The organism is Rhodococcus wratislaviensis, assembly GCF_900455735.1.
GTDB classification, from domain to species: Bacteria; Actinomycetota; Actinomycetes; order Mycobacteriales; family Mycobacteriaceae; genus Rhodococcus_F; species Rhodococcus_F wratislaviensis.
In genome coordinates this window covers 405,348-430,853 of record NZ_UAUI01000001.1, presented here as the reverse complement: position 1 = coordinate 430,853, position 25,506 = coordinate 405,348, and the positions used below count along the sequence as shown (strand labels likewise).

Genomic DNA, 25,506 nt, shown 5'->3' with positions numbered 1-25,506 from the left:
AGCGTCCCGCCGTCGATCCAGCGGCGCAAGCACCCTGGTTGGTGATTTGATGGAACACGCTGCGCGAGCGAACTACCGAGAGCATCGATCCGATCCGTTCCCGCTGTCCGCGGCGCAGCACGGGCTGTGGTTTGCGCAGCAACTCGCCCCGGACGTCCCGATCTGCATCGCGCAGTATGTCGACATCCGCGGGCAGCTGGACGTCGATCTGTTTCGTGAGGTAGCGCTCGTTGCCGGCCACGAATACGAGTCGGTGTTCCTGCGTCTGGTCGTCGTCGACGGTGAGCCGCAGCAGGTGGTCGATCCGCCTGCCGATGCGGCCATGGGAATCGTCGACTTCCGCAGTGCATCCGACCCGATGGCCGCCGCGGAGGCGTGGATGCGGGAGAATTACACGGCACGAGTCGATTTCGAGCACGACTATCTGTGCGAATCGTCGCTGTTGCGGGTCGGTGACGAGCGGCACCTGTGGTACAGCAGGATCCACCACGTCGCCCTCGACGGATACGGGGCGATGACGATGGTCAACCGTGTCGCCGCCCTGTACACCGCGGCAGTCCAAGGCCTCGAGTTCGAACCGAACCGTGCAGCCGACCTGCACACCCTGCACCGCCTCGAAGGCGACTACCGGGCGTCCCACCGGTTCTCGTCCGACCGTGACTATTGGGCCGAACGTCTCCACACACGCACGAACGGCGCCTCCCTGACCGACATCGAGGCTCCGCCTGCCGCACACAGCCTGACCGTGCGCACGGCGCTGTCCGCCGATACCGTCGCACGACTCGAGGACACCGACGGCCGGCCGGGCGCGACGGCAGCAGCCGCATTGATCGCCGCCTTCGCCTGCTACCTCTCGCGGCGGACGGGACGGCAGGACGTGCTCGTGGACATTCCCCTGTCCGCGCGCACCACCGCTGTACTGCGACGATCCGGCGGAATGCTCGCCAACGTCGCGCCCCTGCGGGTGCAGGTCCGATCCGACGACACCGTCGGCGACCTCGTGACCCGGGTGCAGCACGAACTGATGGGGGCAATGCGGCACCAGCGCGGCAACGTCGAGGACATTCTGCGTGAGCTGGGTGTGTCCGCCGAGGCCCGCAGGATCTCGGGACCGATGATCAACGTGATGCTCTTCGACCAGGATCTCACCTTCGGGTCGCTGACCGGTGACTTCCGGATCCTCACCACCGGTCCTGTCCCGGACCTGTCCGTGAACGTGTACCGGAGCGGCACTCCGGCGTCGACGATCGTCGAGTTCGAGGCCAACCCGTACCGCTACCGCGACGACGACCTACGGTCGCATCACGCCGGCGTCGTCGGATTGATCGACGAACTGCTCGCCGCCGACCCCGGTACTCCGCTCGCCGTGATCGGGGTGGCGGAGTTGGAGTGCTTGACTCCGGTGGTGGGTGAGGTGTCGGTGTCGGAGGTGTCGTTGCCGGAGTTGTTGGCGGCGGCGGTGGGGGTGGATCCGGATGCGGTGGCGGTGGTGTGTGGGGATCGGCGTGTGACGTATCGGGAGTTGGATGAGGCGTCGAATCGGTTGGCGCGGGTGTTGCTGGGGGCGGGGGTGGGTGCCGAGTCGGTGGTGGCTGTGGCGGTGGCGCGGTCGGTCGAGTCGGTGTTGTCGGTGTGGGCGGTGGCGAAGGCGGGGGCGGCGTTTTTGCCGGTGGATCCGTTGTATCCGGTGGGGCGGATCGAGCATATGTTGGTGGATTCGGGTGTGGTTGTGGGGGTGACGGTCTCGGATGTGCGGGATCGGTTGCCGGGTTCGGTGCGGTGGGTGGTGCTCGATGATGCGGAGGTCGTGTCGCGGGTTGTGTCGGTGTCGGCGGGGGCGGTGACCGATGTGGATCGGGGTGCGCCGGTGCGGGTGGGTCAGGCTGCGTATGTGATTTATACGTCGGGGTCGACGGGTGTGCCGAAGGGGGTGGTGGTGACGCATCGGGGGTTGGCGAATGTGGTGGCTGCGCAGCGTTCGGGTTTCGGGGTTGGTGTGGGTGCTGGGGTTTTGCATTGTGCGTCACCGAGTTTCGATGCTTCGGTGTTCGAGTTGGTGTGGGCGTTGGGGATGGGTGCGCGGTTGGTGGTGGTTCCGCCGACGGTTTACGGTGGGGAGGAGTTGGCGCAGATCTTGGTTCGGGAGTGTGTGACGCATGCGGTGTTGACGCCGACGGCGTTGTCGTCGGTCGATCCGGTCGGGCTGGAGGCGTTGGGTGCTCTGGTGGTGGCGGGTGAGGCGTGCCCGCCGGAGTTGGTTGCGAGGTGGGCTCCGGGTCGGCGGATGTTCAATGCGTATGGGCCGACGGAGGCGACGATCATGTCGAATGCGAGCGGCGGTTTGGTGGTGGGGGAGTCGGTCACGGTCGGTGGTCCGGTTCGTGGGTTCGGTGAGTTGGTGTTGGATGGGCGGTTGCGGCCGGTGCCGTTCGGGGCGGCGGGGGAGTTGTATTTGTCGGGTCCGGCGCTGGCTCGGGGGTATCGGAATCGGTCCGGGTTGACGGCGGGGCGGTTTGTTGCGGATCCGTTCGGTGGGCCGGGGGAGCGGATGTATCGGACGGGGGATGTGGTGCGGTGGCGGCGTTCGGTGGGTGGGCCGGTGCTCGAGTATGTGGGTCGCTCGGATTTTCAGGTGAAGATTCGTGGTTTCCGGGTCGAACTCGGCGAAATCGACGCAGCGCTCACACGGCATCCCCGCGTCGCGTTCGCGGTGACCCTCGGCCGGACCGCCCCGTCCGGGGACACCGTCCTGGTGTCCTACGTGCTCCCGTTCGGCGACGGTGAACCCGACGTCGCCGAACTGACCGACCATGTACGCGGCTTCGTGCCCGCCCACATGGTTCCCGTGACGATCGTGATCCTCGACGAGCTGCCGCTCACCCCGGTGGGCAAGCTGGACCGGCAGGGTTTGCCCGCACCGGATTTCGCGATCGTCCGCACCGTTTTCCGCGCGACGACCAGCGAGACCGAGCACACCGTGGCAGGTGTCTTTGCCGAAGTGCTGGGACTCGACCGGGCCGGGCTCGACGACAACTTCTTCGACCTGGGCGGTAATTCGCTGAGCGCGACACGCGTCGTCGCCCGCATCAACTCCGCGCTCGGTGTCGGCTTGGGGGTCCGGGAACTGTTCGAGGCGCCCACGGTGGCGGGGCTCGCCGCCCGCGCCGCTTCCGCGGATCGCCGCACCGCGGCGCGTCCCGCCCTCACTGCGGCCCCGCGCCCCGACCGGGTGCCGCTGTCCCTCGCGCAGCAGCGGATGTGGATCGTCAACCAGGTCGACACCACCTCGCCCGCGTACAACGTTCCGATCGCGCTGCGCCTGACCGGTGAACTCGACATCGAAGCTCTGCGCGCCGCGTTCGGCGACGTCGTCGAACGACACGAGCCGCTCCGCACCGTCTATCCCGGGTCCGCAGACGGCCCGCACCAGGTGGTGCTGTCCGCGGATCGGGTGGCCCTCGACCTCACCCCGGTCATCGTGTCCGACGAGGCGGCGCTGCACACCGAGCTGGTGCCTCTGGCGTCGGCCGAATTCAACGTGAGCCGCGACGTCCCGATGCGCATCGCGGTGTTGCAGACCGGACCGGACGAGCACGTGGTGGTCCTGGTGCTGCACCATATCGCGGCGGACGGATCGTCGATGGCGCCGCTCGCCCGCGACGTGATGGTCGCGTACACCGCACGCACGCACGGACGTCCGCCCGGGTGGGCACCGATGCCGGTGCAGTACGCGGACTTCGCGCTGTGGCAACGCCGCACCCTGGGCAGCGACACCGACCCGGACTCGCCGATCTCGGAGCAGCTGGACTACTGGCGCCGGACCCTCGACGGGATGCCGGAGCTGCTCGAGCTGCCGACCGACCGCAGGCGCCCACTGCAGCGGTCCTCACACGGCACCGCCGTGCCGTTCGCGATCAGCGCGGACCTCCACAGGAAGCTGTCCGACCTCGCCCGGGACCACGATTCGACGCTGTTCATGGTCGCGCACGCCGCACTCGCCGTCCTTCTCGGCCGGTTGAGCGGCGAGGCGGACATCGCGGTGGGCACACCCGTCGCCGGTCGCGGCGACGCGGCACTGGACGAGATGGTCGGCATGTTCGTCAACACCGTGGTGCTGCGGACCCGCGTCGCACCCGAGCGCTCCTTCACCGACCTGATGGCGCACGTCCGCGAGACCGACCTCGGGGCATTCGGGCACGCGGAGGTGCCGTTCGACCGGGTGGTGCAGGCGGTCGACCCGGTGCGTTCGACCGCGCACACCCCGCTGTTCCAGGTGCTGCTCGAATTCCAGAACACCGAAGAGAGCCGCCTCGAACTTCCCGGGCTCACCGTCGAGGTCGTCGACGCCGGTGTCGAGGTCGCCAAATGCGACCTGTACCTGACCCTGAGTGAGAACGTCGACGGAACCGGCGAACCCACCGGAATGTCCGCGTCGTTCGGTTTCGCCACCGACATCCTGGACGCGAGCACCGTGCGCGGGTTCGCGGACCAGTTCGTCCGCATCCTCGACGCGGTCACGGCGTCACCCGACCGCCCGATCGGCGACATCGCCGTGATCGGGGTGGCGGAGTTGGAGTGCTTGACTCCGGTGGTGGGTGAGGTGTCGGTGTCGGAGGTGTCGTTGCCGGAGTTGTTGGCGGCGGCGGTGGGGGTGGATCCGGATGCGGTGGCGGTGGTGTGTGGGGATCGGCGTGTGACGTATCGGGAGTTGGATGAGGCGTCGAATCGGTTGGCGCGGGTGTTGCTGGGGGCGGGGGTGGGTGCCGAGTCGGTGGTGGCTGTGGCGGTGGCGCGGTCGGTCGAGTCGGTGTTGTCGGTGTGGGCGGTGGCGAAGGCGGGGGCGGCGTTTTTGCCGGTGGATCCGTTGTATCCGGTGGGGCGGATCGAGCATATGTTGGTGGATTCGGGTGTGGTTGTGGGGGTGACGGTCTCGGATGTGCGGGATCGGTTGCCGGGTTCGGTGCGGTGGGTGGTGCTCGATGATGCGGAGGTCGTGTCGCGGGTTGTGTCGGTGTCGGCGGGGGCGGTGACCGATGTGGATCGGGGTGCGCCGGTGCGGGTGGGTCAGGCTGCGTATGTGATTTATACGTCGGGGTCGACGGGTGTGCCGAAGGGGGTGGTGGTGACGCATCGGGGGTTGGCGAATGTGGTGGCTGCGCAGCGTTCGGGTTTCGGGGTTGGTGTGGGTGCTGGGGTTTTGCATTGTGCGTCACCGAGTTTCGATGCTTCGGTGTTCGAGTTGGTGTGGGCGTTGGGGATGGGTGCGCGGTTGGTGGTGGTTCCGCCGACGGTTTACGGTGGGGAGGAGTTGGCGCAGATCTTGGTTCGGGAGTGTGTGACGCATGCGGTGTTGACGCCGACGGCGTTGTCGTCGGTCGATCCGGTCGGGCTGGAGGCGTTGGGTGCTCTGGTGGTGGCGGGTGAGGCGTGCCCGCCGGAGTTGGTTGCGAGGTGGGCTCCGGGTCGGCGGATGTTCAATGCGTATGGGCCGACGGAGGCGACGATCATGTCGAATGCGAGCGGCGGTTTGGTGGTGGGGGAGTCGGTCACGGTCGGTGGTCCGGTTCGTGGGTTCGGTGAGTTGGTGTTGGATGGGCGGTTGCGGCCGGTGCCGTTCGGGGCGGCGGGGGAGTTGTATTTGTCGGGTCCGGCGCTGGCTCGGGGGTATCGGAATCGGTCCGGGTTGACGGCGGGGCGGTTTGTTGCGGATCCGTTCGGTGGGCCGGGGGAGCGGATGTATCGGACGGGGGATGTGGTGCGGTGGCGGCGTTCGGTGGGTGGGCCGGTGCTCGAGTATGTGGGTCGCTCGGATTTTCAGGTGAAGATTCGTGGTTTCCGGGTCGAACTCGGCGAAATCGAATCGGCACTCCTCGGATACCCCGGTATCGATCGCGCCGTCGTGAACACCAGCGGCGACCGGCTGGCCGGCTACGTCGTCCCCGCAGCGGGTTCACTACTGGACACGGCCGCGGTCCTGGCTCACGCCCGCGCACGGTTGGCCCCGCACATGGTCCCCGCGACCGTCACGGTGCTCGACGCCGTGCCGGTCACCGCGAACGGGAAACTCGACCGCGCCGCCCTGCCGGAGCCCGACTTCACTGCGGCGCGCGCCGCGTACCGGGCGCCGCGCAACGTGACCGAGGGAGTGGTGGCCGCCGCGTTCGCCGAGGGGCTCGGCCTGGACCGGGTCGGCCTCGACGACAACTACTTCACGCTCGGTGGCACGTCGCTCACCGCGACGAGCGTGATCGCCCGGATTGCCGAATCGTCTGCGCGCGCCGTGCCGGTGCAGTGGATCTTCACCCATCCGACGCCGGAAGCCCTGGCGCACATGATCGCCACGGCGCCGGAGGACCCCGGGGCGGAGGACGCAGCGGACCGGTCGCTCGACGTGCTGCTGCCGCTGCGGACCTCCGGAACCGGCAGCCCGGTATTCTGCATCCATCCGGCGATCGGGTTGGCCTGGTGCTTCACCGGACTGGTGCAGTATCTCGGCGATCGTCCGGTCTACGGGCTGCAATCCCCGGCGCTCACCGACCCGGACCTGCGTGTCGATTCCTTGAAGGATCTCGCCGCGGGGTACGTCCAACGGATCCGCTCGGTGCAGCCGCACGGCCCGTACCACCTGGTCGGCTATTCGGTCGGTGGTCAGATCGCCCATGAGATGGCGGTGCAACTCGCGGGTGACGGCGACGAAGTGGCCACCCTCGCGATGCTCGACACGCACCTGACCGGAGGATACGGTCGCCCGACGGAGAAGCCCACCGTGGCATCACTTCTGGCGGAGTTCGGCGCGGTGGTCCCGGGTGGCGAGGATGCGGCGCCGACCACGGATCGTGCCGTGGAAGCGCTGCGCCGCACCGGCGGACTGTTCGCCGCTGTGACCGCGGACGATCTCGAGGCCGTCCACCGGGTGTTCACCCACACGGTCGACCTCGCCCTCGCGCATCGCCCGTCGACACCGATCGGTCTCGATCTGCTGTATTTCGGTGCGGCAGATTCTGTGGATGCCCCCACCGGCGTCGCCGCGTGGAGGCCGCACATCAGCGGCGAGATCCACGAACACGCCATTCCCGTGTCGCACCAGCAGATGACGAGCCCGGAAGCGCTCGCCGACATCGGCCCCGTCCTCGCGCACCACGTGACGCTCGCCGAGCGCCGGCTCGCGCTGTCCGGTAACTCCGCGCGATCGGAAGGAACGACGTGACGTTCCCTCGGCACAGGATCGACGCTCCGAGCCGCGCCCGAGATGTTGCCGGTTGGGGTCAGGCGGTGTTTGTCTGGGCAACGGTGCTGGTGACCTGGTCGCTGTGGCCGTCACCGAGGGGGTCGGGCCATGTCGTCCAGGTGTCGGGGCCGAGTTCGATCTCGGCGGTGGTCAGCAGACACGCGTCGAGTTGGTGGCGCAGTGCGTCGGGGTCGATTCCTTGGCCGATGAAGACCAGTTCCTGCCGGCAGTCACCAACTGGTTCTTCCCATTTGTCGAGAATCCCCGCCCTGCGGTACTCGTCCTCAGGCCAGTAGGCCTCGGGCAGGAATTTCCACCACCGTCCGATATAGCCGTGTCGGATCACGTGGCCGGCCTGGGAAATGCTGCCGATCTCGGTGAATCGGTGCGCGTTCCAGAAGTAGCCTTTGGCGCGCAGGAGACGGCCATTCGACCATTCGCTGGTGAGGAACTGGTGCAGCCGGCCGGGGTGGAAGGGGGCGCGTTCACGGTAGACCACGGAACTGATTCCGTATTCCTCCGTCTCGGGAGTGTGTTCGCCTTGGAGTTCGTGGAGCCATCCGGGCGCCTGGGCGGCCTTCTCCAGGGAGAACAGGCCAGTGTCCAAAATACTCTCGAGCGGGATGTCGCCGTGAGACATCGACTGTATGCGGGCAGTGGGGTTGAGGGAGCGCAGGACCGCGGTCAGTTCGGTCAGGTGCTCTACGGTGACGAGGTCGGCTTTGCTGACCAAGATGACATCGGCGAACTCGATCTGATCGACCAAAAGGTCGGAGATGTCGCGTTCGTCGTCGGGTGCGTCGGCCTCGACGCGGCCGCCGGTCTGGTAGTCGTGAAGGAAGCTGTGGGCGTCGACGACGGTCACCATGGTGTCCAGGCGGGCGATGTCTGCCAGAGCATGTCCGTCGGTGTCGATGAAGGTGAACGTTTCAGCGACCGGCAACGGCTCGGAGATGCCGGACGATTCGATCAGGAGGTAGTCGAATCGTCCATCGGCGGCCAGTGCACTGATTTCTGCGAGAAGGTCTTCACGCAGGGTGCAGCAGATACAGCCGTTGGTCATCTCGACGAGCTTCTCTTGTGAGCGGCTCAGCGAGATCTCCCGTTCGACTTCGGCGCTGTCGATATTGATCTCGCTCATGTCGTTGACGATGACGGCCACCCGTCGGCCCTCACGGTTGCGCAGAATCTGGTTGAGGAGGGTGGTTTTTCCTGCACCCAGGAACCCTGACAGCACGGTCACGGGAAGTCGTGTGTCGGCCATGGCTTTTGAATCCTTCCGCGGGGTCGGGGAGATCCCGGCTACGTGGGCGTCGGCGGGTACGCGCAGTCGAGGTGCGTGCCCGCCGACGCCCGCTGGGGACAGTGTGGGCAGAGGGTCAGGCCGCCGGTTCGAGGTACCCCTCGAACAGGTCGACTACGACGCTGCCGGCGTCGGTGTCTTCTCCGAAGAGGTCCTCGGCCGCGAACTCGACGTGGTAGGTCGGTTCCTCGCCTGCGTCGGTGCGGCCGTGGCCGATGGCGTCCGGGAACGGCCATTGGTCGTTGGTGCGGTGGGTGACGGTCCCGACCCTGCCGCGGCAGTAGGCGGGCATGCGAATGTGCCCGGGAACGTACTCGTCGCGTACCCGGACGCGTTGACCGACTTCGAAGGTGATGGTGTCGGTGCGGGCTGGACGTCCCGCCGAGTCGGCGGGACGGGACAGCGGGAACGGGCCACCGGCGAGGACTTCGAGTTCGTCGTGGGTGAGAATGCCCTTCTCGACCATGAGGGTGGCAACGCCGATGACGTACCTCTCGTAATAGGGCGTCATCATGTAGTGGCGGGGTTCCATCCGTTCGACGACGTGGCGAACCTCGTCGACACTGAATGCCCCCAGGTCCGCCGCTCCGAGGAACAGCAGGCTGTAGGGCAGGTGTTCCCACTCGGCGTGGAAGGTAGGGCCGATATCGGCGTCGACGGTGTGGGGCACCTTGCCGAATCCTTGAACACCGGCGAGATCGTGTACTCCATCCATGGGTCTCTCTCCTTTGGTTCGGTGGTTCAGTTGGCCGGGACCTGCGGGACTGCGACCCCGATCAGGCAGTCCTTGGTCACGATCTGCTGCAGTTGCTCCCGGCTCCAGCCTTCGGTGCCGGCCGGTCGTTGGGGGAGCACGATGTAGCGGGTCTCGGCGGTGGTGTCGTACACGCGGATCTCGACATTCTTCGGGATGTCGGTGCCCATCTCCGACAGAACTTTTCGAGGTTCACGGACGACGCGGGCACGGTACTCGAAGCTCTTGTACCAGGTCGGCGGCAACCCGAGGATGGGCCACGCGGTGCACGAGCACAGGGAGCATACGATCACGTTCTTGAGGGTGGGGGTGTCTTCGAGCGCCACGATGTATTCGCCCTGAGGTCCGAGATAGCCGTACTGGTCGACGGCGGCGGTGCCATCGGTGAGGAGCAGGTTGCGGAATTCCGGGTCGGTCCAGGCTCGCGCGACGAGTTCGGCGCCGCGTTTCGGGCTGAAGTCCTCCTCGAAGGTCTTCTTCCACCCTTCGGTGTAACCCTCTGGGATCAGTCCCTTTCCGTCGAGCGCACGGAACAGGGCCCACGCGCGATCCGACGCCGGCGCTTGAGGTGGTGCCGCGTTGTCTGGTGTGTGTTCGATCGTTGCCGACATTGTTTCCACTTTCTGTAGGGGCTGATACTTGTGAAGTGGTGGTGTGAGTGGGCGAGTAGGACGCGCCTCGTCTCAGGCGAGACTCAGACGTGCACTGGTAGCCGGTTGGCCGGTCGCCGTGGGAAAGGCGCCGCGGATCTGTTCGAATGCGTGGCCGGCGCGTAACACGGTGGCGTCGTCGAATCGTTTCCCGATGATCATCATTCCGACGGGAAGGTCGTTCACCAGACCTGCCGGCACTGACAGGGCGGGGTGGCCGGTGACATCGAATGGGGCGGTGTTCGCGATCATTCCGAGGGCTTTGGTGACGTACGTGACTCGGTCCACATCCTGCGCCGGTAGTTCGGAGGCAACGTAGGGCAGGGTCGGCATGACCAGGACGTCGAAGCTTTCCAGCGCCGCATCGTAGGCGGCGCGAGCGCGCGGTACCAGGTTGCGGGCCTTGCCGTAGCTCGATCCGCCCAATGCGGTGACACCGTGATGGCCGCACAAGGCGACGAGTTTGACGGTTTCGGACAGGGCATCAGCGTGCTGGATTCGGCGCTGTGCAAAGTACGCCATCAGTTCGGGGTCGTAGAGGCCGTCTGCGTTGAGGCCGTAACCGTTGCCGTCGAGCATCTGATAGGCGCCGCCGTCGGTGGCGATCACGTTCCACACATGGAACGCGTGCAGGTGCCACGGAATGCTCACCTCGTCGACCACACCGCCGGCGTCGGTGAACCGGTGTGCGGCCGCGCGGACCGCATCATCGACCTCCGGCTGCGAGACCGCGTGCCCGAAGCCCTCACTCACGACCCCGACCCGCAGGCCCTCGATGCCGGAGTCGAGGGTCGACGCATAGTCATCCACCACGAGGTCGTCTGGTTGGCGGGGATCGTGGCCGTCTCGGCCCGCGATCACCGACAGAAGCAGGGCGGCGTCTTCGACCGTGCGGGTGATGGGCCCGAGATGATCGACCGTGCGCTCGATGGGGAAGGCGCCGGTGTAGGGAACCAGCCCGAACGTGGGTTTGTGGCCGACCACGCCGCAGAATGCGGCCGGAATGCGGATCGACCCGCCCTGGTCGCCGCCGATCGCGAAATCGACATCACCGGCTGCGACGAGGGCGGCGCTGCCACCGGAGGATCCACCGGCCTCGCGGTCAGGGTCCCACGGGTTGCGTACCGGACCGGTGGCCGGGGTGAAGCTCGAACCGGAAAAGCACAGATCCTCACATACCGCCTTGCCCGCCACCGTGGCGCCGGCATCGAGCAGTCGGGTGACCACGGTTGCATCGCGGGTGGGAACGAACCCCTCCAGCGACCGCGATCCATTCATCATGGGCACGCCGGCCACGGTCACATTGTCTTTGATCGCCACACGCCGGCCGGTCAGCGGACCTTCTGTCGTCGTCGAGATGCTCGTGGTGACATACCATGCGCCCAAGGGATTGTCGCTTGCATCAGGTGTCGCATGATTGCGGGACGGTGCCGAGACGCTCTCGTCCGCATACAGGGCGTCGACCACGTCGTACGAGCCGAGCGCGCCATCGACCAAGCTTGCGAACTCCTGACGAGTCGCGGCGTCGAAATGGAGGCCGTAATGATCTGCGGCAGAGCCGATTGCATCGGCGTTCGGTCGGATGACTGTCATCAGGTGGTGCTCCTCACGTGCTTGACCGGTTGGGCGTCGCGCATCATGCCGGTCTGGGGGTGGCAGTTGATGTACTCGTACAGCTGGTCGCACCCGTCGAACACCGAGACCTCGTGATAGAGCCGAAGTTTTGACAGGCCGGCGGCGACGCGGAAGAAGGTGGTGAAGATTCGCAGGTGGGTCGGATGGGATTCTGCCCAGCGCTCGAGTTTGTCGAGCGAACCCCAGTGGCCGATGTTGTAGCTCAGATCGAGGTAGTTCCCTTCCACATCGATGTTGCGCACGAACCTGTTGCTGTAGCAGCCCACCGACTCGCCGTTGTCGCGAAGAAAATCCATGCCCTGCTGCAAGGTCGGGAGGATTTCCTCGAGATACAGGGCGCGTTCTTCGGATTCGGCATCCTTCCAATCCTGGCCGGACCGAATCAGCGCGATATTGTCGTGGCCCTGTACCACGACACGGCCACCGGCAGCGGGATCGCCGCTGAGCACCCGCAGGTCGCCCGAGGGCTGCATCCAGTCATTCTGGGAGATCGGGAAGCGTTCGCGCATCGAACCCCAGTACCCGTGTTCGTTGATCTCGCCGCTGATCCCGTCCATCACAGCGCCGACACCAGGGAGGTGGTCCTGAAAGGCGTAGAGCGTTTCGAATTGCTCGGCCCGTGGGGCCACGATCTCGCGGAAGTAGCCAAGTCCCTCGGCCAGTCGTTGATCCGATGCCCACCAGTCGGCCACCGCAGGGTTGTGGAGCCAACGTGTGTGGGAAGAAACGTCTTTCCAGTAGCCCACGATCATCAGATTCTCGTAACCCTGATTGTCCGCATGATGGGTCAGGTCGTGGTGCAGCGGGCCGTCGCCCAGATCGAAACTGGCGACGATGTCGCGCATGGCAGCAAGCGCGGCCGGGCGTTGCTCGTCGCCGCGGAACTGCACGCCGAGATACGCCATCACCACCTGCTGCAAGCGCTCGTCGGCACGTCCCACCCACATGGGGAAGGGGGGTTGGTAGTCGTCGGGCACACGCCGGGTCAAACTCCGCGGACATGTGAGGTGGTCGCTGATTGCAGATTCCATGAGGACTCCTGAGTCATCGAGTTGGGGCTTGCCGAGAACGCTCGGCAACTCGGATCGAAATTGACGTTACCTTCGTGTGCCGGTGTGAATTTGACGACGAGCGACAGGTAGTTCGACGATCAGCGACACTCGGCGCAGAACGTGCTACCGGGCGGAGTGTTCAGTGTGGATTCCCCGCGGGACGTAGCTGTGCCGCCGAAATCAGCGGCGCACATGCGCTCGTCGTGTGCACCCGCGAAGTATGCGTGCAGGGCCATCGACCGTCGATCAGCGCGTGCCGTCGCAAGTCTGTTGACACCCTCCTTCAGGTCGGCCGGCCAACGGTAAGGGCGGATCAGCATTCGGAGAAGTGCAATGGCAGCGTCGAGCAGTAGTAGCGGCATGCTGTGTCTCTTCGTTTGGGCCCGGCCGCATAGGCCCGACGATGCCGATGGCGTTGGAGAATCGTCGCGGATGCGATGAAACTGATGGCCACCAACACTGATACGACGACGTCGGCGGCAGCGATTGGACGATCACGGCCACCGTGATTGCTCGGTCGAGGTCCACCGAGTGACGAACGGCAATGCCTTCATGTTGTCCTCCTGTCTACACCGGCGACCCGCCGGCGGTCAGGACGAGGAACCGGCAATCGGTCCCGTCCGGGATTTCCGGCGTACTCGAACGGTAGGAGTTTCCGAGGCGTGATGTTTGACGCTCAGCGACTGCCCGCTTTGCACTCCGCGACATCGTCATCGCGGGGGCGGAGCCACTGGCGCCGGAACTCACAGGGTTCGTGAGTCATACCCCGACAGGTATTCGGCTTTGTCACGGGTTGGAAATCGTGTTTCTTCCGCGTAAATGGGCGAGCGCGCGTTGACATGCGGTTTCGCCGCTCATAGCGTGAGGTTCACGCGAGGAGAAGGAGCTGTCCATGACGTCGTTGCCACCGCCTGATGGCGACCTCGTGGATGGGGACTGCTCGGATTCCCGGCCCGCGAACACAGCGGTGCGGCAACCGTCACTGTCGCGCGCCGGGTCGACACCTCAGCAGCGCCGCGAGGTGGTTCGGACCAGCACGCTCGGCACCTGGATCGACACGATCCGCGACACCTTCGTCGCGCTGGACATCGATCCCGCCGAGCCCACGCAGTTCACCGGCGCGGTCCACACCCGGCATTTCGCGCACCTGATGGCTGCCGACGTCACCGCGACATCGCAATCCTTCCGCCGAACGGCGAGGCTTGCCAACCGCCACCCACTCGAGTTGATGCAGATCGGCATGGTGGTCGCGGGTGAGGGACAGCTCATCCAGGACGGGCGTACCTGCATTCTCGGTCCGGGTGACTTCGCCCTCTACGAGACGTCACGGCCCTTTACCTGGAACCTGCATCCGGACTGGCACCTGCGCGTGTTCACCTGGCCGCGCGCCTCGGTGGCGCTCACCGAGAGCCAGTCACAGCAGTTGACAGCGCGGACCGTCAGCTCCACTTCCCCGGTGGGACAGTTACTGTCACCAATGTTGTCCAGCCTCCTCGTCGCCGACGGGGAGGTCTCCTCAGGAGGCGCGATCGGGCTCGCCGGCGGTTTGGCCGACCTGGCCATCACCGCGGCGCAGGAGGAGTGTCAGCCCGACGATCCAGATGCCGCCATGCGGGAGTTGTACGCGAATATGGTGCAGTACATCGGACAGCACCTCGACGACCCGGACCTGTCCCCGTCCGGCATCGCTCAGGCCTTCTTCGTCTCCACCAGAACCGTCCACAGAGTGTTCGCGCGCTTCGACGCAACCGCTGCTGCCACGATTCGCGAACACCGACTCGAGGCCTGCCGCCAAGCGATGGTGGCCCCACGCAACATCCCCCGATCCCTGACCGACATCGCAGCCCAGTTCGGGTTCATCGATCTGTCCGTCTTCAGCAGAGCATTCACGGCGACCTACGGCATCAGTCCGAGCCGCTACCGGGAACAGCACCGATGATCGAGGCCCGAAGGCCCATCCGCTGCCAGTAGGCGCCTCAGTGTGCTGTCGACCCCTACGTCGAGGCGATCTGGTCCCAGCCCTCGACGGATTCGGGGGTGCGGGGTGCGGGTCCGGTGTAGATGGCGGCGGGGCGGACGAGTTTGCCGAGGCGTTTCTGTTCGAGGGCGGCGGCGGCCTCGTAGCGGGGGGCGTTCAGGCGTTGGGCGGTGGCGCGGAGCACCCGGGCGCGGGGGTCTTCGGCGCGGTAGACGCGGTGCCCGAAGCCCATCAGCTTTTCCTTGCGGTCGAGGATGCCCTTGACCAGGGTGCGGGCGTCGCCGGTCTTTTCGGTGTCTTCGATCATCGGCAGGACGTGGGCGGTGTCGTCGTCGATGTCGAGGAGGGGTTGGTATCCCCAGATGGGGGCGAGCATGGCCAGGCCGGCCTGGACGTCGACGCGGACGTCGCCGGTGTGCACGGGCAGGGGGAACGGTTCGGCCGGGGGCAGTCCGGGGCCGAAGCGGCCGTCGACGAGCAGGGCCCACACGTTGCCGAAGGTGACGTGCCCCTCGACGAGTTCTTCGATGTCGACGCCGCGGTAGCGCAGGGCGCCGCCGTCCTTGTCGGGTTCGGCGATGTCGCTGGTGAACGCGACCACACCTTCCAATCCCGGGTTGAAATGGATTGGTACGGTCTGCTGTTCGTGTCCATGACGGGAGTCGTTCTGTGAGGAGAGCCATCTTCATGGCACGGGCGCGGCCGATCGACGCGGCGACGAGGGAGGTGCCTACGCCGTCCGGTATGAGACCGACCTTGCTGAACTCAAGAAGGAGTAGCTGGACTCCGTAGCGACGGTGAGGTCGCACGCGAGCGCCAGGGATACGCCGACACCCGCGGCGGTTACGACGCCTGACGTGGAAGAATGCGATGTCATCCCGCTGCAGCGTCGACGAAGATGTCGATCGTCAACGGGGCGGTTCCACCGTAGGGCGTGAAATCGGTGACACCGGCTTCGGTGAGTACTTCGACGTCGAGGACCGTGCGACCGTTGTCGGTGCCGGCGGGACGGCCGAGCAGTTCGATCGCGGCATCGGCCATGATCTCGGGGGAGCGGGAGTGTTCCAGGCTGTCGTGGCCGCCGAGTAGGTTCCCGACCGCTGCCGTCGCGATCATCGTCTGCGGCCACAGGCAGTTGCTGGAGATGGGTTGATTCGCGTACTCGGCGGCGATGCCCAACGCGGCCAGCGTCATCCCGTATTTGGCCAGCATGTAGCCCGGATGGGTGCCCAGCCAATGCTGCGACATGTTCAGTGGCGGTGAGAGCGTCAGTACGTGCGGGGCGGAGGATTTCTGCAGGTACGGAAGGCATGCCCGGGTCAGCGCGAAAGTGCCGCGCACGTTGACCTGTTGCATCAGATCGAACCGCTTGAGCGGCAGGTCCTCGGTCTTCGAGATATCCAGCACGCTGGCGTTGTTGACCACGATGTCGATGCCGCCGAAGTTGTCGAGGGCGGCGTCGACGACCCGGGCGATATCGCCATCGCTTCGGACGTCGCCGACAACGGGTACGGCGTGTCCGCCCAGCTCGTTCAGTTCTGCGACGGCGGTGTGAATCGTCCCGGGCAGTCGAGGGTCGGGGGTATCGGTCTTGGCAAGCAGGACGACGTTCCCACCGCGGCTCGCGATCGCGCGGGCGATGGCAAGTCCGATGCCACGACTTCCTCCGGACATGACGGCGGTTCTCCCGCGGAAGCTCGTGTTGTTCACTGTAATCCCTTCGTAGTTGACGCTGTGGGTGAGAAGCCGTTCCGCGCCTGTCGAACTTGGACGGTAACGCTCGAACCAATCCCGTACGACGGAGTCTCGGGGTGCCGTGAGTCGCTCACCGAGCAGTTCGCACGCGTTGGCCGAGCGCTCTTCACGATAGGAGAGTCCTGTGATGGTGACCACGTCCGCGAAGCATCAAGAAACGTGGTCCGTTTGTCCTATGGGGACATGCTCATGTCGTGTCGGTGAGGAGGTGGACAGCCGGATGGGCGGAAGTGTGCAGGTAGAGACGCTGAGCATGACGTTTTGGATAAATCGTCATGCTGGGGTGTCGACTGCTCTATTGTCTTCGCATGGCTTCACACGACGAGCGGGCCGCGCTGTTGGTCGCACGGATCGCGGGCTCGCTCAACCAGCGGTTGGTGACGTTGACGGCCGATATCACGGATGTTCTGTACAGCGAGATTCCCGATCTGCGTGCCGATCGGCAGCTGTTCGACCTGCTCGGTGCGAGTGTCGAAGGAAACCTCGACACCATCTTCCACACGCTGCAGCACAACATCGCACCGGAAAATCTGGAAGCGCCGGCTGCCGCGATGGAATACGCGAGACGTCTTGCTCAGCAAGGGGTTCCCGTGAACGCGCTCGTGCGCGCATACCGACTCGGACAGACCAACCTTCTCGAGCTGGTGTTCGACGAGCTGGGTGGGGAAGCGGTCGAGCCGGAGCTGGGTGTTCCGGTGCTCGAGCGCATCATCACGGTGATGTCGGTGTACATCGACAGGGTGTCGCAGCAGGTGGTCGAAGTCTACGAGCGTGAACGCGAACGGTGGCTTGCCCACCAGAGCAGCGTTCGTGCCGTCCGAGTCCAGGAAATCCTGGCGGGCAACGAACACCCGGACGCCGGGGCCAGCGCCGCCCTCAACTATGTGCTGCATCAGAATCACCTGGCGGCCATCATTTGGGTTCCCGATACCGGTTCGGGAGACATGCTGGCCAGAATCGAGTCGGCGGCACACGACTTCTCAGGGTTCATGGGCGCAGCGACCGATCCGTTGTTCGTTGCGGCCGACCGCGTCACCGGATGGGTATGGGTCCCACTCGGTACGCGCTCGGCTCCCCGGCGAGGTTACGGCGAACTGCGCGAGTTCCTCGAGGCGCGCCATCCGGGGCTTGTCATGGCGGTCGGCGGGGTCACCAACGGCCCGCAAGGATTTCGGCAGTCGTACACGCGTGCTCAACGCGCACGAGCGCTAGCTATCGCTGCAGGAAAGAATGCCCCCGTCGTGACCGCGTACGACGACCCAGGAGTGTCGACGGTCGCACTGCTGATAGAGGACCTCGCGGCCACCCGGACGTGGGTGCGCAGCGTCTTGCGCGGCCTGGCGGTGGACAATGAGAACGCGGCCCGCCTACGCGAGACCGTGCAGGTCTACCTCGCAAGCAACCTCAGTAACGTCGCTGCTTCGAAAAAGCTGGATCTGCACTACAATTCGGTCAAGTATCGGGTGAAGCGGGCCGCGGAGGAACGAGGGGAAGACTTCACCGGGGATCGCCTGGCCGTCGAACTCGCCCTGCTCGTGTGCCAATGGCTGGGACCGGTGGTCCTGACACCGGATCAGGCAAAGGGTGAGCCGGCGGTCAAAGGTGGGGGTGGGCGATGATGGCGGTCCGCGGCAGTTCGTCTGGATCGCTCACCGCGTCCTCGAGGGCGATGTAGTCGCCGAATGACAGTCCGGCTGCGGCCAGTAGGGCTGCGTACAGTCGTTCCAGCATGATTCCTCGGTTCGTCTTCGTCGTGGGGTGGGCGGCGGGCCCGGCACCACAGGATCGCTGCGGTGCCGGGAGGTGTTCCTGCCGGCGCGACGACGCATGACCGCTGCGCCGATCCCATCCAGGGGTGGAGGTGTCGTTGCGAGCGCACGCGCCAACCGCATGGCCTCCGGCAGTACTTCATGTGGATGGACGACCCTGTCGATCATTCCGCATCGCAGTGCCGTCTCCGGCTCGAGCGGGTCGCGAAGGAACACCGCCCTGGCCTGGACTCGGCGGCCGAGTCCTACAGAGTCAGGATCCCCGTCCTCATATCGTCCCATTTCCCGGGACCCGAGAGAGGCCGCCAGGCCGCCATCAGGACGACGAGCAGTTCCACCCGGTTCGGCAGCATCACCGCGACGACGTCACCCTCGCCGACCCCGTGTTCGCTCAGTTGTGTCGCGAACGCATCCACACGATCGGCGAACTGCCGGTACGTGAGGTCGATGTGGTCGTCGCGCAGGCATGGTGCGTCACCGTGTGTCGTCGCGAGGTCCCAGGTGAAATAGCCGATGTCGGACACTGTTTCGATCCCCTTCGATTCGCCGTGTGATCCATGACACTAAGCGCGGGAGGTGTGGTCCGACATATTCTGCGGGGATCGAGTTCGCCCCAGCGTTTGTCCGCGGCGGACAGTGAACCCTCCGGGATCGAAACAGACGAGAAATGACGGACCCCGATCCTCGAAGGTGAAGGCAACGGCCGACGGCGGCGGCTGGTGGCTCGGTGGCGATGTCGTCGATCCTCGACAATGGCTTTCACGCCGGAAGGCGCCTCGAACACCACATTTGAGCTCGCACGACGACAGGGTTGCCGGTCGACGCGATGGTGCGTCTGAGACACTGGGTGCTGAGCGATAGCGAGCGCACTGGCCGCGGAGCGGCCCAGGCGCCACTGTCCTCACGACACGGGACGACGAGGGGGACCGCGAAAGTATGTCGGGGATCGACGGGCACTTGGACTCGAGGCAGCGCGCGGGCGCGAGGTACTCACGGCGTACACGATTTGTCGCCCTCGTTGGCGGCCTCACCGCCACAGTCGCCGTGGGGGCGGTACCGCTCGCCACCGCGCAACCGGCACCGAGTGCCGGCCTTCGCTGGGAGTCCTGCCCGGCCGAATACGAGCTTGATCCGGCATCCGATCAGTGCGCCTCGGTCACCGTTCCCCGTAACTACGCGGACCCCGCCGCCGGCACGATCGACGTGCTCGTCACCCGCCACCGCGCCGAGGATCCCGGCTCGCGCCGTGGCGTGCTGTTCACCAATCCCGGTGGGCCCGGCGGCGATGCGATCGGCTCGAACAGCATGTTCGTCGAGATCCTGCCCGACGCGGTCCGCGCACAGTGGGATGTGATCGGTGTCCAACCGCGTGGGCTTCCCTATGCCGGCGCCGTCGAGTGTGTGCTGGCCCCCGAACACACGACGGCGATGAGCCTCGGGTTCGGTGGTGCCGCGATCCGTACCGCCTGCGAGTCTGCTGCACCGGGCAGCACGGCGCACCTGACGACCGAGAACACCGCGAAGGACTGGGAGCAGGTCAGGCTCGCACTCGGCGAGGACGTCATCGACATCTACGGCCTCTCTTACGGCACGATCCTCGGATCCACCTACGCGACGCTCTTCCCACAGCACACCGGTCGCATGGTCCTCGATTCCGCGGTCGACCAGAACTGGCTGTGGAACGACGTGCTGTGGCAGCAGAACGGCGGCTACAAGGATCGCTTCTACGACCTCATGAACTGGGTCTCCGCCCACGACGACACCTACGGGCTCGGTGACACGCCACTGAAGGTGTATCAGCGGTGGTCGGACCGGATCGTCGAGGAGGCCGGCGGGAATCCGACGCTCGCGCCGCCACCCGCCCAGGTCGGTGACGTACCGCCCGGCCTGGAAGCCCTTGCGGATGCCTACCGCGGCGGGGTCGATCTCACCGGACCGGCACGCGTTCAGTTCGAGGCCTTCGTTCGTAGCCTCGCCGACCCGTCGCGTACCCAGATGTCGTCCGGCATCTACGTGATGACGCGCCAGGTGCTTCCCGCCCGGAACAGTTGGCCGCTCATGGCCCGGGTGATCCGCGACGGCCCGGACGCGATTCCCGACGGTACCGCGATGGACGACCTGACGGAGCAGGAGTACGAGCGGATCGCCCAGTCCCAGATGATGCAGACACTCGTCCTGTGCAACGAGAACAGTGTGGCGGCCCGGCCGGACCGCATCCCGGGATGGCTCTTCTCCACATTCGTCACCGGAGATCTCTTCGACCTCATCGGGTACAGCTACAGCGCCGGACCCGCGTGTGGCGGTGCGCCGCCCGTCGCCGCGCTGCCCGCATTGAGCAATCGGGGACTGGCGACGGCGCCGCTCGTCCTGCAGGGGATGCGCGACCCCCAGACCCCCTATCAGGGCGGAGTCCAACTGGCCCGCGACATGGGGGCGCACCTCGTCACCGTCGACGGAGGCGATCACGGTGCGGGGATCCAGGGTGGAAACACCGTCATCGACCAGGCCGTCACCGAGTACCTCGAGGATGGACACACCACCGTCACGCACGCCCCCGAAGCACCGATCACCGCACCGTTGTGACACCCGTCTGGTTCCCCGCCGCGACCGGCGACAAGCGCACCGCCGGCCAGGTGGCGGCGGCCATGCCGGGCTACGAGACCGGCATTCCGGGTTCCGATAGGTGCACACCCGAATAGACTTGCCCAGGTGACCCGCGAGGATCCTGATCGGCTCTCCGCCGACGATGCGACCATCCTGGGGCTCGAATCGGCGGTGATAACCGGCCACACGCTCAAGCTCGTCGTTCTCGAGCCGGGCTCGGGTCCGCTCGACCTCGAGACCCTGCGAACCGCGGTGGCGGAGCGGCTTTCGAGCCAGCCGCGGGCGATGCAGCGGATCGACACCTCGGGACCGGAGCCGCGCTGGGTCGAGGCGACCGCGTTCGAGATCAGCGACCACGTCCGGCGCCGGGAAGGGCCCGGGTGCGCCTCGCGCAGCGATCTGTGGCAGGTCGTCAGCAAGCTGATGTCCGAGCACCTCGATCACGAGCGTCCACTGTGGACGTTCGATCTGATCGGCCCACTCGGCGACGGGCGCGAAGCGATCGCGGCCCGGATCCATCACGCGATGGCCGACGGGATCAGCGCGGTTCGCTTCCTGGACGACGTGCTCTGGGATCCACACCTCGAGCCGCCCCCGCGAGGAAAGCGACCCGGCCTCCGCGCCGCTTCGCCGCAGCATTCGCGGGTCGACGAGGCACTGCGGATGCCCGCGGCTGTGCATCGTGAGCTCGGCCATCGCGGCTCACGCTCGCCCTTCGACCGCCCGATCAGTGCCGCCCGCGAGCTTGCCTTCACCGTCGCCCCGCTCCCGGAGCTGAAGGCAATCGGCGCCTCGCGTCCCACCCGCGCAACTGTCAACGACGTGCTCCTCGCGATCGTCGCCGGCGGCCTGCGCAGCTGGCTCGGCGCCGGCGAGGCGGCGCTCCCGCATCTTCGAGCTCAAGTTCCGGTCAGCCTTCACCACCGAGATGAGGGAGCGGGTGAGCTCGGAAACCGTGATTCCTTCATGAACGTCGATCTCCCTCTGGGCGAGGCGGATCCGCTCACCCGACTCGACCGGATCAACGCCGAGACCAGCAAGCGCAAACTGCTCGACGATGCCGAAGAGCTCTTTGACCTCTTCCACGCACTCGGCCGCGTGAAGCGCGTAGAGGAGGCCGCACAGCGACTCGCCGGCAGCGCGCGCGAGTTCAGCCTGTCGATCTCGAACGTCCCCGGTCCGCGCGTGCCGGTCAGCGTTTCCGAACGCCGGGTCGAGCGACTCTTCTCCTCGTCGGAACCCGCCGCTCACCACGCACTGCGGATCTCGGCGATCTCCTGCGCCGGGATCGTCGGTATCGGGCTCTGCACCGACCCCGAGGCGCTGCCCGACGTTGCCCGGCTGGCGGAGGCGATGGAAGATTCATACGCCGAATTGCGAGACGCCTCCGGATGCAGGTAGGTCGTCAGGTGCGCCGGACGGGCATGATCGATCGCACCCGCGCGTCACGCAGGTACAGCCCGCCCCACACGAAGATGCCGACGTAGATCGGGAACAGGGTGGTGCTGATGATCGGCTGCTCGGTGAGCATGTTGGTGGCGACCGCTCCACCGAGGTATCCGGTCAGCAGTACGGCACCGAGGATCGACGTAGCGGGCACGAGGTAGAGGATCAGGCACACCAACAGAACCACCCCGATGACACGGTTGAGATTCTCGGCAAAACCCAGATCGGCCATCGCCTCGCGCACCATTTGGGTGTTCGCGATGTGGATGAGCGAGTCGAACAGGAGGAACAGCACCACGAGGACGCTGACGACAAGTCCGGCGACTCGGGTCTTCTTCGTGGTTCCGTCCGTCGGCGCCGGCGTCGCGTTGGAGGCTCCCGTGGAGGGTGGTGTCGATGTCATGAGACTTTCTCCTTGCTGTTCATGAAGCTGTACACCGCTGGCCTATGGCACCTGCCCGTCGGCGCACGGCGGACACGGTGGCCGCTCCGCACGCTTCGTGTCGACTCATACCTGTACAGACCAGAGGCGGCGGGAAAACTCACCGCGGCGAAGCATGACGTACGTGAAGTCTCGGAAGCGCGACCGCGCTGACGATGCCGTCTCTGCAGTCCGGAAAGTGGCTGTAGAGCACCTGTGGGCTGTATTCGATCTCGTTGGCGAGACGACGAGTCGTTTCGGCGGCCCGACCGTCGTTTTCGGCGATGTCGCGGGCGCAATCGACGATCGTCTTCACCTTCGCGGCCCGCGACCAACTCTACCGGCCGTGATCCCGCTGGGCGAGACGTGGATCGTGCTGTCGAACGGTGGCGACCGGAAGGCGGCGTTCGCGATCCACGGGGCTACGGCACCAGCACTGATCGTAGCCGTTGTCCTGCTGTCCGTCTGACCGAAACGACATGAGGAGAATGCGGATGACCGACAACTCCACCGAATGGGGTGTATCCGTCCGCACCGAGCAGGATGGCCGGACCACTTCGTCGATGCGCCGCAGTGGTGGCGGGAACGCAACGGTGCCCACTCGCCTATCGAGCCCACAATTGGTCCATGATTTGCGCGACGTGCTGGGCGCTCATCGGGATCGCGTCGAGATTGTCCGCGCCGGGTCGCAATCCCGCGATCATCACTGCCATGATCCGACGCCAACCTGTGTCGGTAACCCCGCGTGTTGTCGCGATGACGCCGCGTACGGACCAGAAGATGAGATCCAGGTCGGCGTCGGTGGCATCCTCGCGGATGCGGCCGTGCTGCTTGGCTCGCGCCAAGAGCTCGAACAGGATCCGTCGATACTCGTCCCTCAGGATCGTGGTCTCGTCGTCGCTCCACATGCGAGACAAACACCCGCGGTTCGAGGCCAGGAGTGTCCCGCTGCCGTAGAGCATCTGCTCCAGGCCCTCACCATCCGGTGCGGAAAGCGCCTCATTGGCCAGGGCCACGAACTCTTCGAGCACCTGTCGAACGAGCTCACTGATCAGCGCATCCTTGGTGGGGAACCGGCGGTAGAGGGTGCCGATGCCGACGCCGGCGACCCGTGCGATCTCGTCGACACCCACATCCAGGCCACGCGCACTGAACACGGTCGCTGCCGCGTCGAGTAACCGCTGCCGATTCTCCGCGGCGTCGCGGCGCAGTGCCTTGCCGTCTGCCTGACTGCTCACGTTGGACCTCATTCGGATTCGTCGCCCACCAGCGTGCCTCCCGCGACCATCGCAAGCTCCGGGTGTCGCAACTCGGTCGACTCTTCCAGTTGCGTGATCTTGTCCCGCTTCATTGCCGGGATGAACAGAGCAGCAACGGCGCCGAGGCCGACTGCCACACCCAGCATGATGAATCCGTTCGTGTAACCGGATTCCTGCGGGACCCCCGAGGAGGACGCCCCGGCGGTGACGATGCTGGCCATGAATGCAGCGCCCAGCGAGCCGCCGATTGTGCGGATGTTGGCGTTCATACCGCTCGCGACACCGGTCTGTTCCGGTGCCACCGCTGCGACGACAACATTCGACATCGCTGAGAAGGCCAGGCCGAAACCGATCCCGACCAATGACATGGCGACGTAGATGTCTATTTCGGTCTCATGCAGAAGCGCCACCGCGAAGTAGCCGATCGCACTGACGATCGACCCCGCGATCAACAGGTTTTTCGAACCCAGTCGGGCCGCCAGGCGGCCGGAGGCGAGCCCGAGCAGGAACATTCCCACGCTCACGGGCAGCAGCATCAGGCCCGACTCGGTGACCGAAGCACCGAAGCCGTATCCAGCCGACACCGGTGTCTGCAGAAACTGCGGAAGGAAGCCGAATGCTGCGTACATTCCGACCCCCATCAGCAGAGCCAACAGGTTGGCGGCCCACACACTTCGGATTCGCATCATCTTCATGTCGATCAGCGGGTTGGCGGATCGCGATTCTGCGGCCACCCAGGTGACCACGATGACCGCGGCAGCCACCAGTAGCCCAATGACGATCGGAGAATCCCAACCCCATGCGGGCGCCCTGCTCACGCCGAGCAACAACGTAACGAGCCATCCGGACAGCAGCAGGGCGGTGAGCCAGTTGATCCTCCCGGCGGTGCGAACGCGAGACTCGGGGACCAGAATCTGCGCGGCCAGCCCGGCCAGGACGACCATGATCAGCGGAATCCAAAAGAGCCAGTGGTAACTCAGCACGGTCACGATAGGACCAGCAAGGACGATGCCGAGACCGGCGCCGACAGCGGTGAGAGCGGCGATGATCCCGACCGCTCCCACCACCTTCTCCTCGGGGAACTCGTCGCGGATGATGCCGAACGCCAAGGGCAGCACACCGCCACCGATTCCCTGGATCACCCGGGCGGCGATCATCACCGACAGCGACGTCGCGAGGGCTGCGAGCAGAGACCCGACCGCCAGCGCGACGAGTGCAACCACGAACAGGCGCTTCTTGCCGTGCATGTCACCGAGGCGTCCCACGACCGGGGTGAAGATCGACGCCGACAGCAGGTAGGCAGTCAACACCCACGTGACATCGGCTTGTGTCGTGCCCAGCTCCGACTCGAGGGTGGGCAGCACCGGCATCACCAGTGACTGCAGAAGCGCAAAGGCGCCTACACCCAGAGTGAGAACGGCAAACGTCAGCTGATAGTGCGTCCGCAGCGAAGCGGGTCTCATAAATACTCCCAACAAAGCGGAGCGATCACTCCGCATGCCAGGAATCTATCATTCGAAGCGGAGGCTTGCCTGTATCGAGTGGGTCATGGTCGTCCGGGGTGGGCGGTGTCTGATCATGTGCAGGAAACGTCACCCGACGGGGCCGTCGGACGTGGTCGGCTCGGAACCAGCGGCTCTCACAACACTGTT

Annotated in this window: 17 protein-coding genes and 2 pseudogenes; 6 read left to right on the top strand and 13 right to left on the bottom strand. The window is 65.8% G+C overall.

The window, feature by feature from the left end; all coding sequences use genetic code 11:
- Positions 1–49: 49 nt before the first annotated feature.
- Entirely contained in the window at positions 50–7,207 is a 7,158-nt protein-coding gene (locus tag DTA22_RS36570; protein ID WP_255309381.1) for an amino acid adenylation domain-containing protein, read from the top strand.
- Positions 7,208–7,265: 58 nt separating this feature from the next.
- On the opposite strand, the gene zigA is transcribed toward DTA22_RS36570, so the two are convergent.
- The 5 genes from zigA to oxdA form a co-directional block, all read right to left on the bottom strand.
- Positions 7,266–8,492 carry a zinc metallochaperone GTPase ZigA gene (zigA, locus tag DTA22_RS01960; RefSeq protein ID WP_112298347.1) on the bottom strand — a complete coding sequence of 409 codons (1,227 nt, stop codon included), beginning with the start codon at positions 8,490–8,492 and terminating at the stop codon, positions 7,266–7,268.
- 115 nt (positions 8,493–8,607) lie between these two features.
- Entirely contained in the window at positions 8,608–9,246 is a 639-nt protein-coding gene (gene nthB / locus DTA22_RS01955; protein ID WP_112298346.1) for a nitrile hydratase subunit beta, read from the bottom strand.
- Between the two features lie 26 nt (positions 9,247–9,272).
- Complete coding sequence (gene nthA, locus DTA22_RS01950) at positions 9,273–9,896, bottom strand: nitrile hydratase subunit alpha (RefSeq protein ID WP_112298345.1); 624 nt, start codon at positions 9,894–9,896, stop codon at positions 9,273–9,275.
- Positions 9,897–9,968: 72 nt separating this feature from the next.
- Positions 9,969–11,528 carry an amidase gene (locus DTA22_RS01945; protein WP_037239132.1) on the bottom strand — a complete coding sequence of 520 codons (1,560 nt, stop codon included), beginning with the start codon at positions 11,526–11,528 and terminating at the stop codon, positions 9,969–9,971.
- Complete coding sequence (gene oxdA, locus DTA22_RS01940) at positions 11,528–12,601, bottom strand: aliphatic aldoxime dehydratase (protein ID WP_112298344.1); 1,074 nt, start codon at positions 12,599–12,601, stop codon at positions 11,528–11,530. The genes DTA22_RS01945 and oxdA overlap by 1 nt, the downstream gene beginning before the upstream one ends.
- 913 nt (positions 12,602–13,514) lie before the next feature.
- Here oxdA and DTA22_RS01935 point away from each other — a divergent pair.
- On the top strand, positions 13,515–14,561 hold the full coding sequence (locus DTA22_RS01935) for a helix-turn-helix domain-containing protein (protein ID WP_037239124.1): 1,047 nt from the start codon (positions 13,515–13,517) through the stop codon (positions 14,559–14,561).
- Between the two features lie 55 nt (positions 14,562–14,616).
- Here the strand turns inward: DTA22_RS01935 and DTA22_RS01930 are convergent, their stop codons facing one another.
- The 3 genes and pseudogenes from DTA22_RS01930 to DTA22_RS01920 all read right to left on the bottom strand — a co-directional run bounded on the left by DTA22_RS01930 (position 14,617) and on the right by DTA22_RS01920 (position 16,274).
- Positions 14,617–15,210, bottom strand: a complete 594-nt coding sequence (locus tag DTA22_RS01930; RefSeq protein ID WP_409372684.1) for a citrate/2-methylcitrate synthase — start codon at positions 15,208–15,210, stop codon at positions 14,617–14,619.
- A 43-nt stretch (positions 15,211–15,253) separates the two neighbouring features.
- A pseudogene (locus tag DTA22_RS36565) lies at positions 15,254–15,441 on the bottom strand (enoyl-CoA hydratase-related protein); the annotation flags it as partial.
- 32 nt (positions 15,442–15,473) lie between these two features.
- Positions 15,474–16,274, bottom strand: coding sequence for an SDR family oxidoreductase (locus DTA22_RS01920; RefSeq protein WP_245973241.1), 801 nt, complete (start codon positions 16,272–16,274; stop codon positions 15,474–15,476).
- A 458-nt stretch (positions 16,275–16,732) separates the two neighbouring features.
- On the opposite strand from DTA22_RS01920, the gene DTA22_RS01915 reads away from it, so the two are divergent.
- A complete protein-coding gene (locus DTA22_RS01915) occupies positions 16,733–17,974 on the top strand; it encodes a PucR family transcriptional regulator (protein ID WP_245973242.1) in 1,242 nt (413 codons plus the stop codon).
- Here the strand turns inward: DTA22_RS01915 and DTA22_RS36560 are convergent.
- Positions 17,952–18,086: a hypothetical protein gene (locus tag DTA22_RS36560; RefSeq protein ID WP_255221683.1), complete on the bottom strand. Its 135-nt coding sequence runs from the start codon at positions 18,084–18,086 to the stop codon at positions 17,952–17,954. The genes DTA22_RS01915 and DTA22_RS36560 overlap by 23 nt on opposite strands.
- Before the next feature lie 340 nt (positions 18,087–18,426).
- A pseudogene (locus DTA22_RS01905) lies at positions 18,427–18,648 on the bottom strand (AMP-binding protein); the annotation flags it as partial.
- Positions 18,649–19,060: 412 nt separating this feature from the next.
- Between DTA22_RS01905 and DTA22_RS01900 the strand changes: the two are divergent.
- Both DTA22_RS01900 and DTA22_RS01895 read left to right on the top strand, forming a co-directional pair.
- Positions 19,061–20,707 (top strand): alpha/beta fold hydrolase, encoded by a 1,647-nt coding sequence (locus DTA22_RS01900; RefSeq protein WP_112298341.1) that lies wholly within the window; start codon positions 19,061–19,063, stop codon positions 20,705–20,707.
- A 126-nt stretch (positions 20,708–20,833) separates the two neighbouring features.
- A complete protein-coding gene (locus DTA22_RS01895; protein WP_037239068.1) occupies positions 20,834–22,129 on the top strand; it encodes a wax ester/triacylglycerol synthase domain-containing protein in 1,296 nt (431 codons plus the stop codon).
- A gap of 4 nt (positions 22,130–22,133) precedes the next feature.
- On the opposite strand, the gene DTA22_RS01890 is transcribed toward DTA22_RS01895, so the two are convergent.
- Positions 22,134–22,577, bottom strand: a complete 444-nt coding sequence (locus DTA22_RS01890) for a DoxX family protein (protein ID WP_037239065.1) — start codon at positions 22,575–22,577, stop codon at positions 22,134–22,136.
- Positions 22,578–22,740: 163 nt separating this feature from the next.
- On the opposite strand from DTA22_RS01890, the gene DTA22_RS01885 reads away from it, so the two are divergent.
- Positions 22,741–23,064: a DUF4267 domain-containing protein gene (locus DTA22_RS01885; protein WP_146777747.1), complete on the top strand. Its 324-nt coding sequence runs from the start codon at positions 22,741–22,743 to the stop codon at positions 23,062–23,064.
- Between the two features lie 136 nt (positions 23,065–23,200).
- Here the strand turns inward: DTA22_RS01885 and DTA22_RS01880 are convergent, their stop codons facing one another.
- Positions 23,201–23,845, bottom strand: a complete 645-nt coding sequence (locus tag DTA22_RS01880; RefSeq protein ID WP_037239061.1) for a TetR/AcrR family transcriptional regulator — start codon at positions 23,843–23,845, stop codon at positions 23,201–23,203.
- Positions 23,842–25,317 (bottom strand): MFS transporter, encoded by a 1,476-nt coding sequence (locus DTA22_RS01875; RefSeq protein WP_037239059.1) that lies wholly within the window; start codon positions 25,315–25,317, stop codon positions 23,842–23,844. Before DTA22_RS01875 ends, DTA22_RS01880 begins: the two co-directional genes overlap by 4 nt.
- Positions 25,318–25,506: the final 189 nt, after the last annotated feature.

Bases quoted from the DNA above. Each gene is read 5' to 3' on its own strand.
- DTA22_RS36560 (WP_255221683.1), bottom strand. From the start codon at position 18,086: ATGCTGGAACGACTGTACGCAGCCCTACTGGCCGCAGCCGGACTGTCA.
- oxdA (WP_112298344.1), bottom strand. From the start codon at position 12,601: ATGGAATCTGCAATCAGCGACCACCTCACATGTCCGCGGAGTTTGACC.
- DTA22_RS01880 (WP_037239061.1), bottom strand. From the start codon at position 23,845: ATGAGGTCCAACGTGAGCAGTCAGGCAGACGGCAAGGCACTGCGCCGC.
- DTA22_RS01890 (WP_037239065.1), bottom strand. From the start codon at position 22,577: ATGACATCGACACCACCCTCCACGGGAGCCTCCAACGCGACGCCGGCG.
- DTA22_RS01875 (WP_037239059.1), bottom strand. From the start codon at position 25,317: ATGAGACCCGCTTCGCTGCGGACGCACTATCAGCTGACGTTTGCCGTT.
- DTA22_RS36570 (WP_255309381.1), top strand. From the start codon at position 50: ATGGAACACGCTGCGCGAGCGAACTACCGAGAGCATCGATCCGATCCG.
- DTA22_RS01945 (WP_037239132.1), bottom strand. From the start codon at position 11,528: ATGACAGTCATCCGACCGAACGCCGATGCAATCGGCTCTGCCGCAGAT.
- DTA22_RS01900 (WP_112298341.1), top strand. From the start codon at position 19,061: ATGTCGGGGATCGACGGGCACTTGGACTCGAGGCAGCGCGCGGGCGCG.
- nthB (WP_112298346.1), bottom strand. From the start codon at position 9,246: ATGGATGGAGTACACGATCTCGCCGGTGTTCAAGGATTCGGCAAGGTG.
- DTA22_RS01920 (WP_245973241.1), bottom strand. From the start codon at position 16,274: ATGTCCGGAGGAAGTCGTGGCATCGGACTTGCCATCGCCCGCGCGATC.
- DTA22_RS01935 (WP_037239124.1), top strand. From the start codon at position 13,515: ATGACGTCGTTGCCACCGCCTGATGGCGACCTCGTGGATGGGGACTGC.
- zigA (WP_112298347.1), bottom strand. From the start codon at position 8,492: ATGGCCGACACACGACTTCCCGTGACCGTGCTGTCAGGGTTCCTGGGT.
- nthA (WP_112298345.1), bottom strand. From the start codon at position 9,896: ATGTCGGCAACGATCGAACACACACCAGACAACGCGGCACCACCTCAA.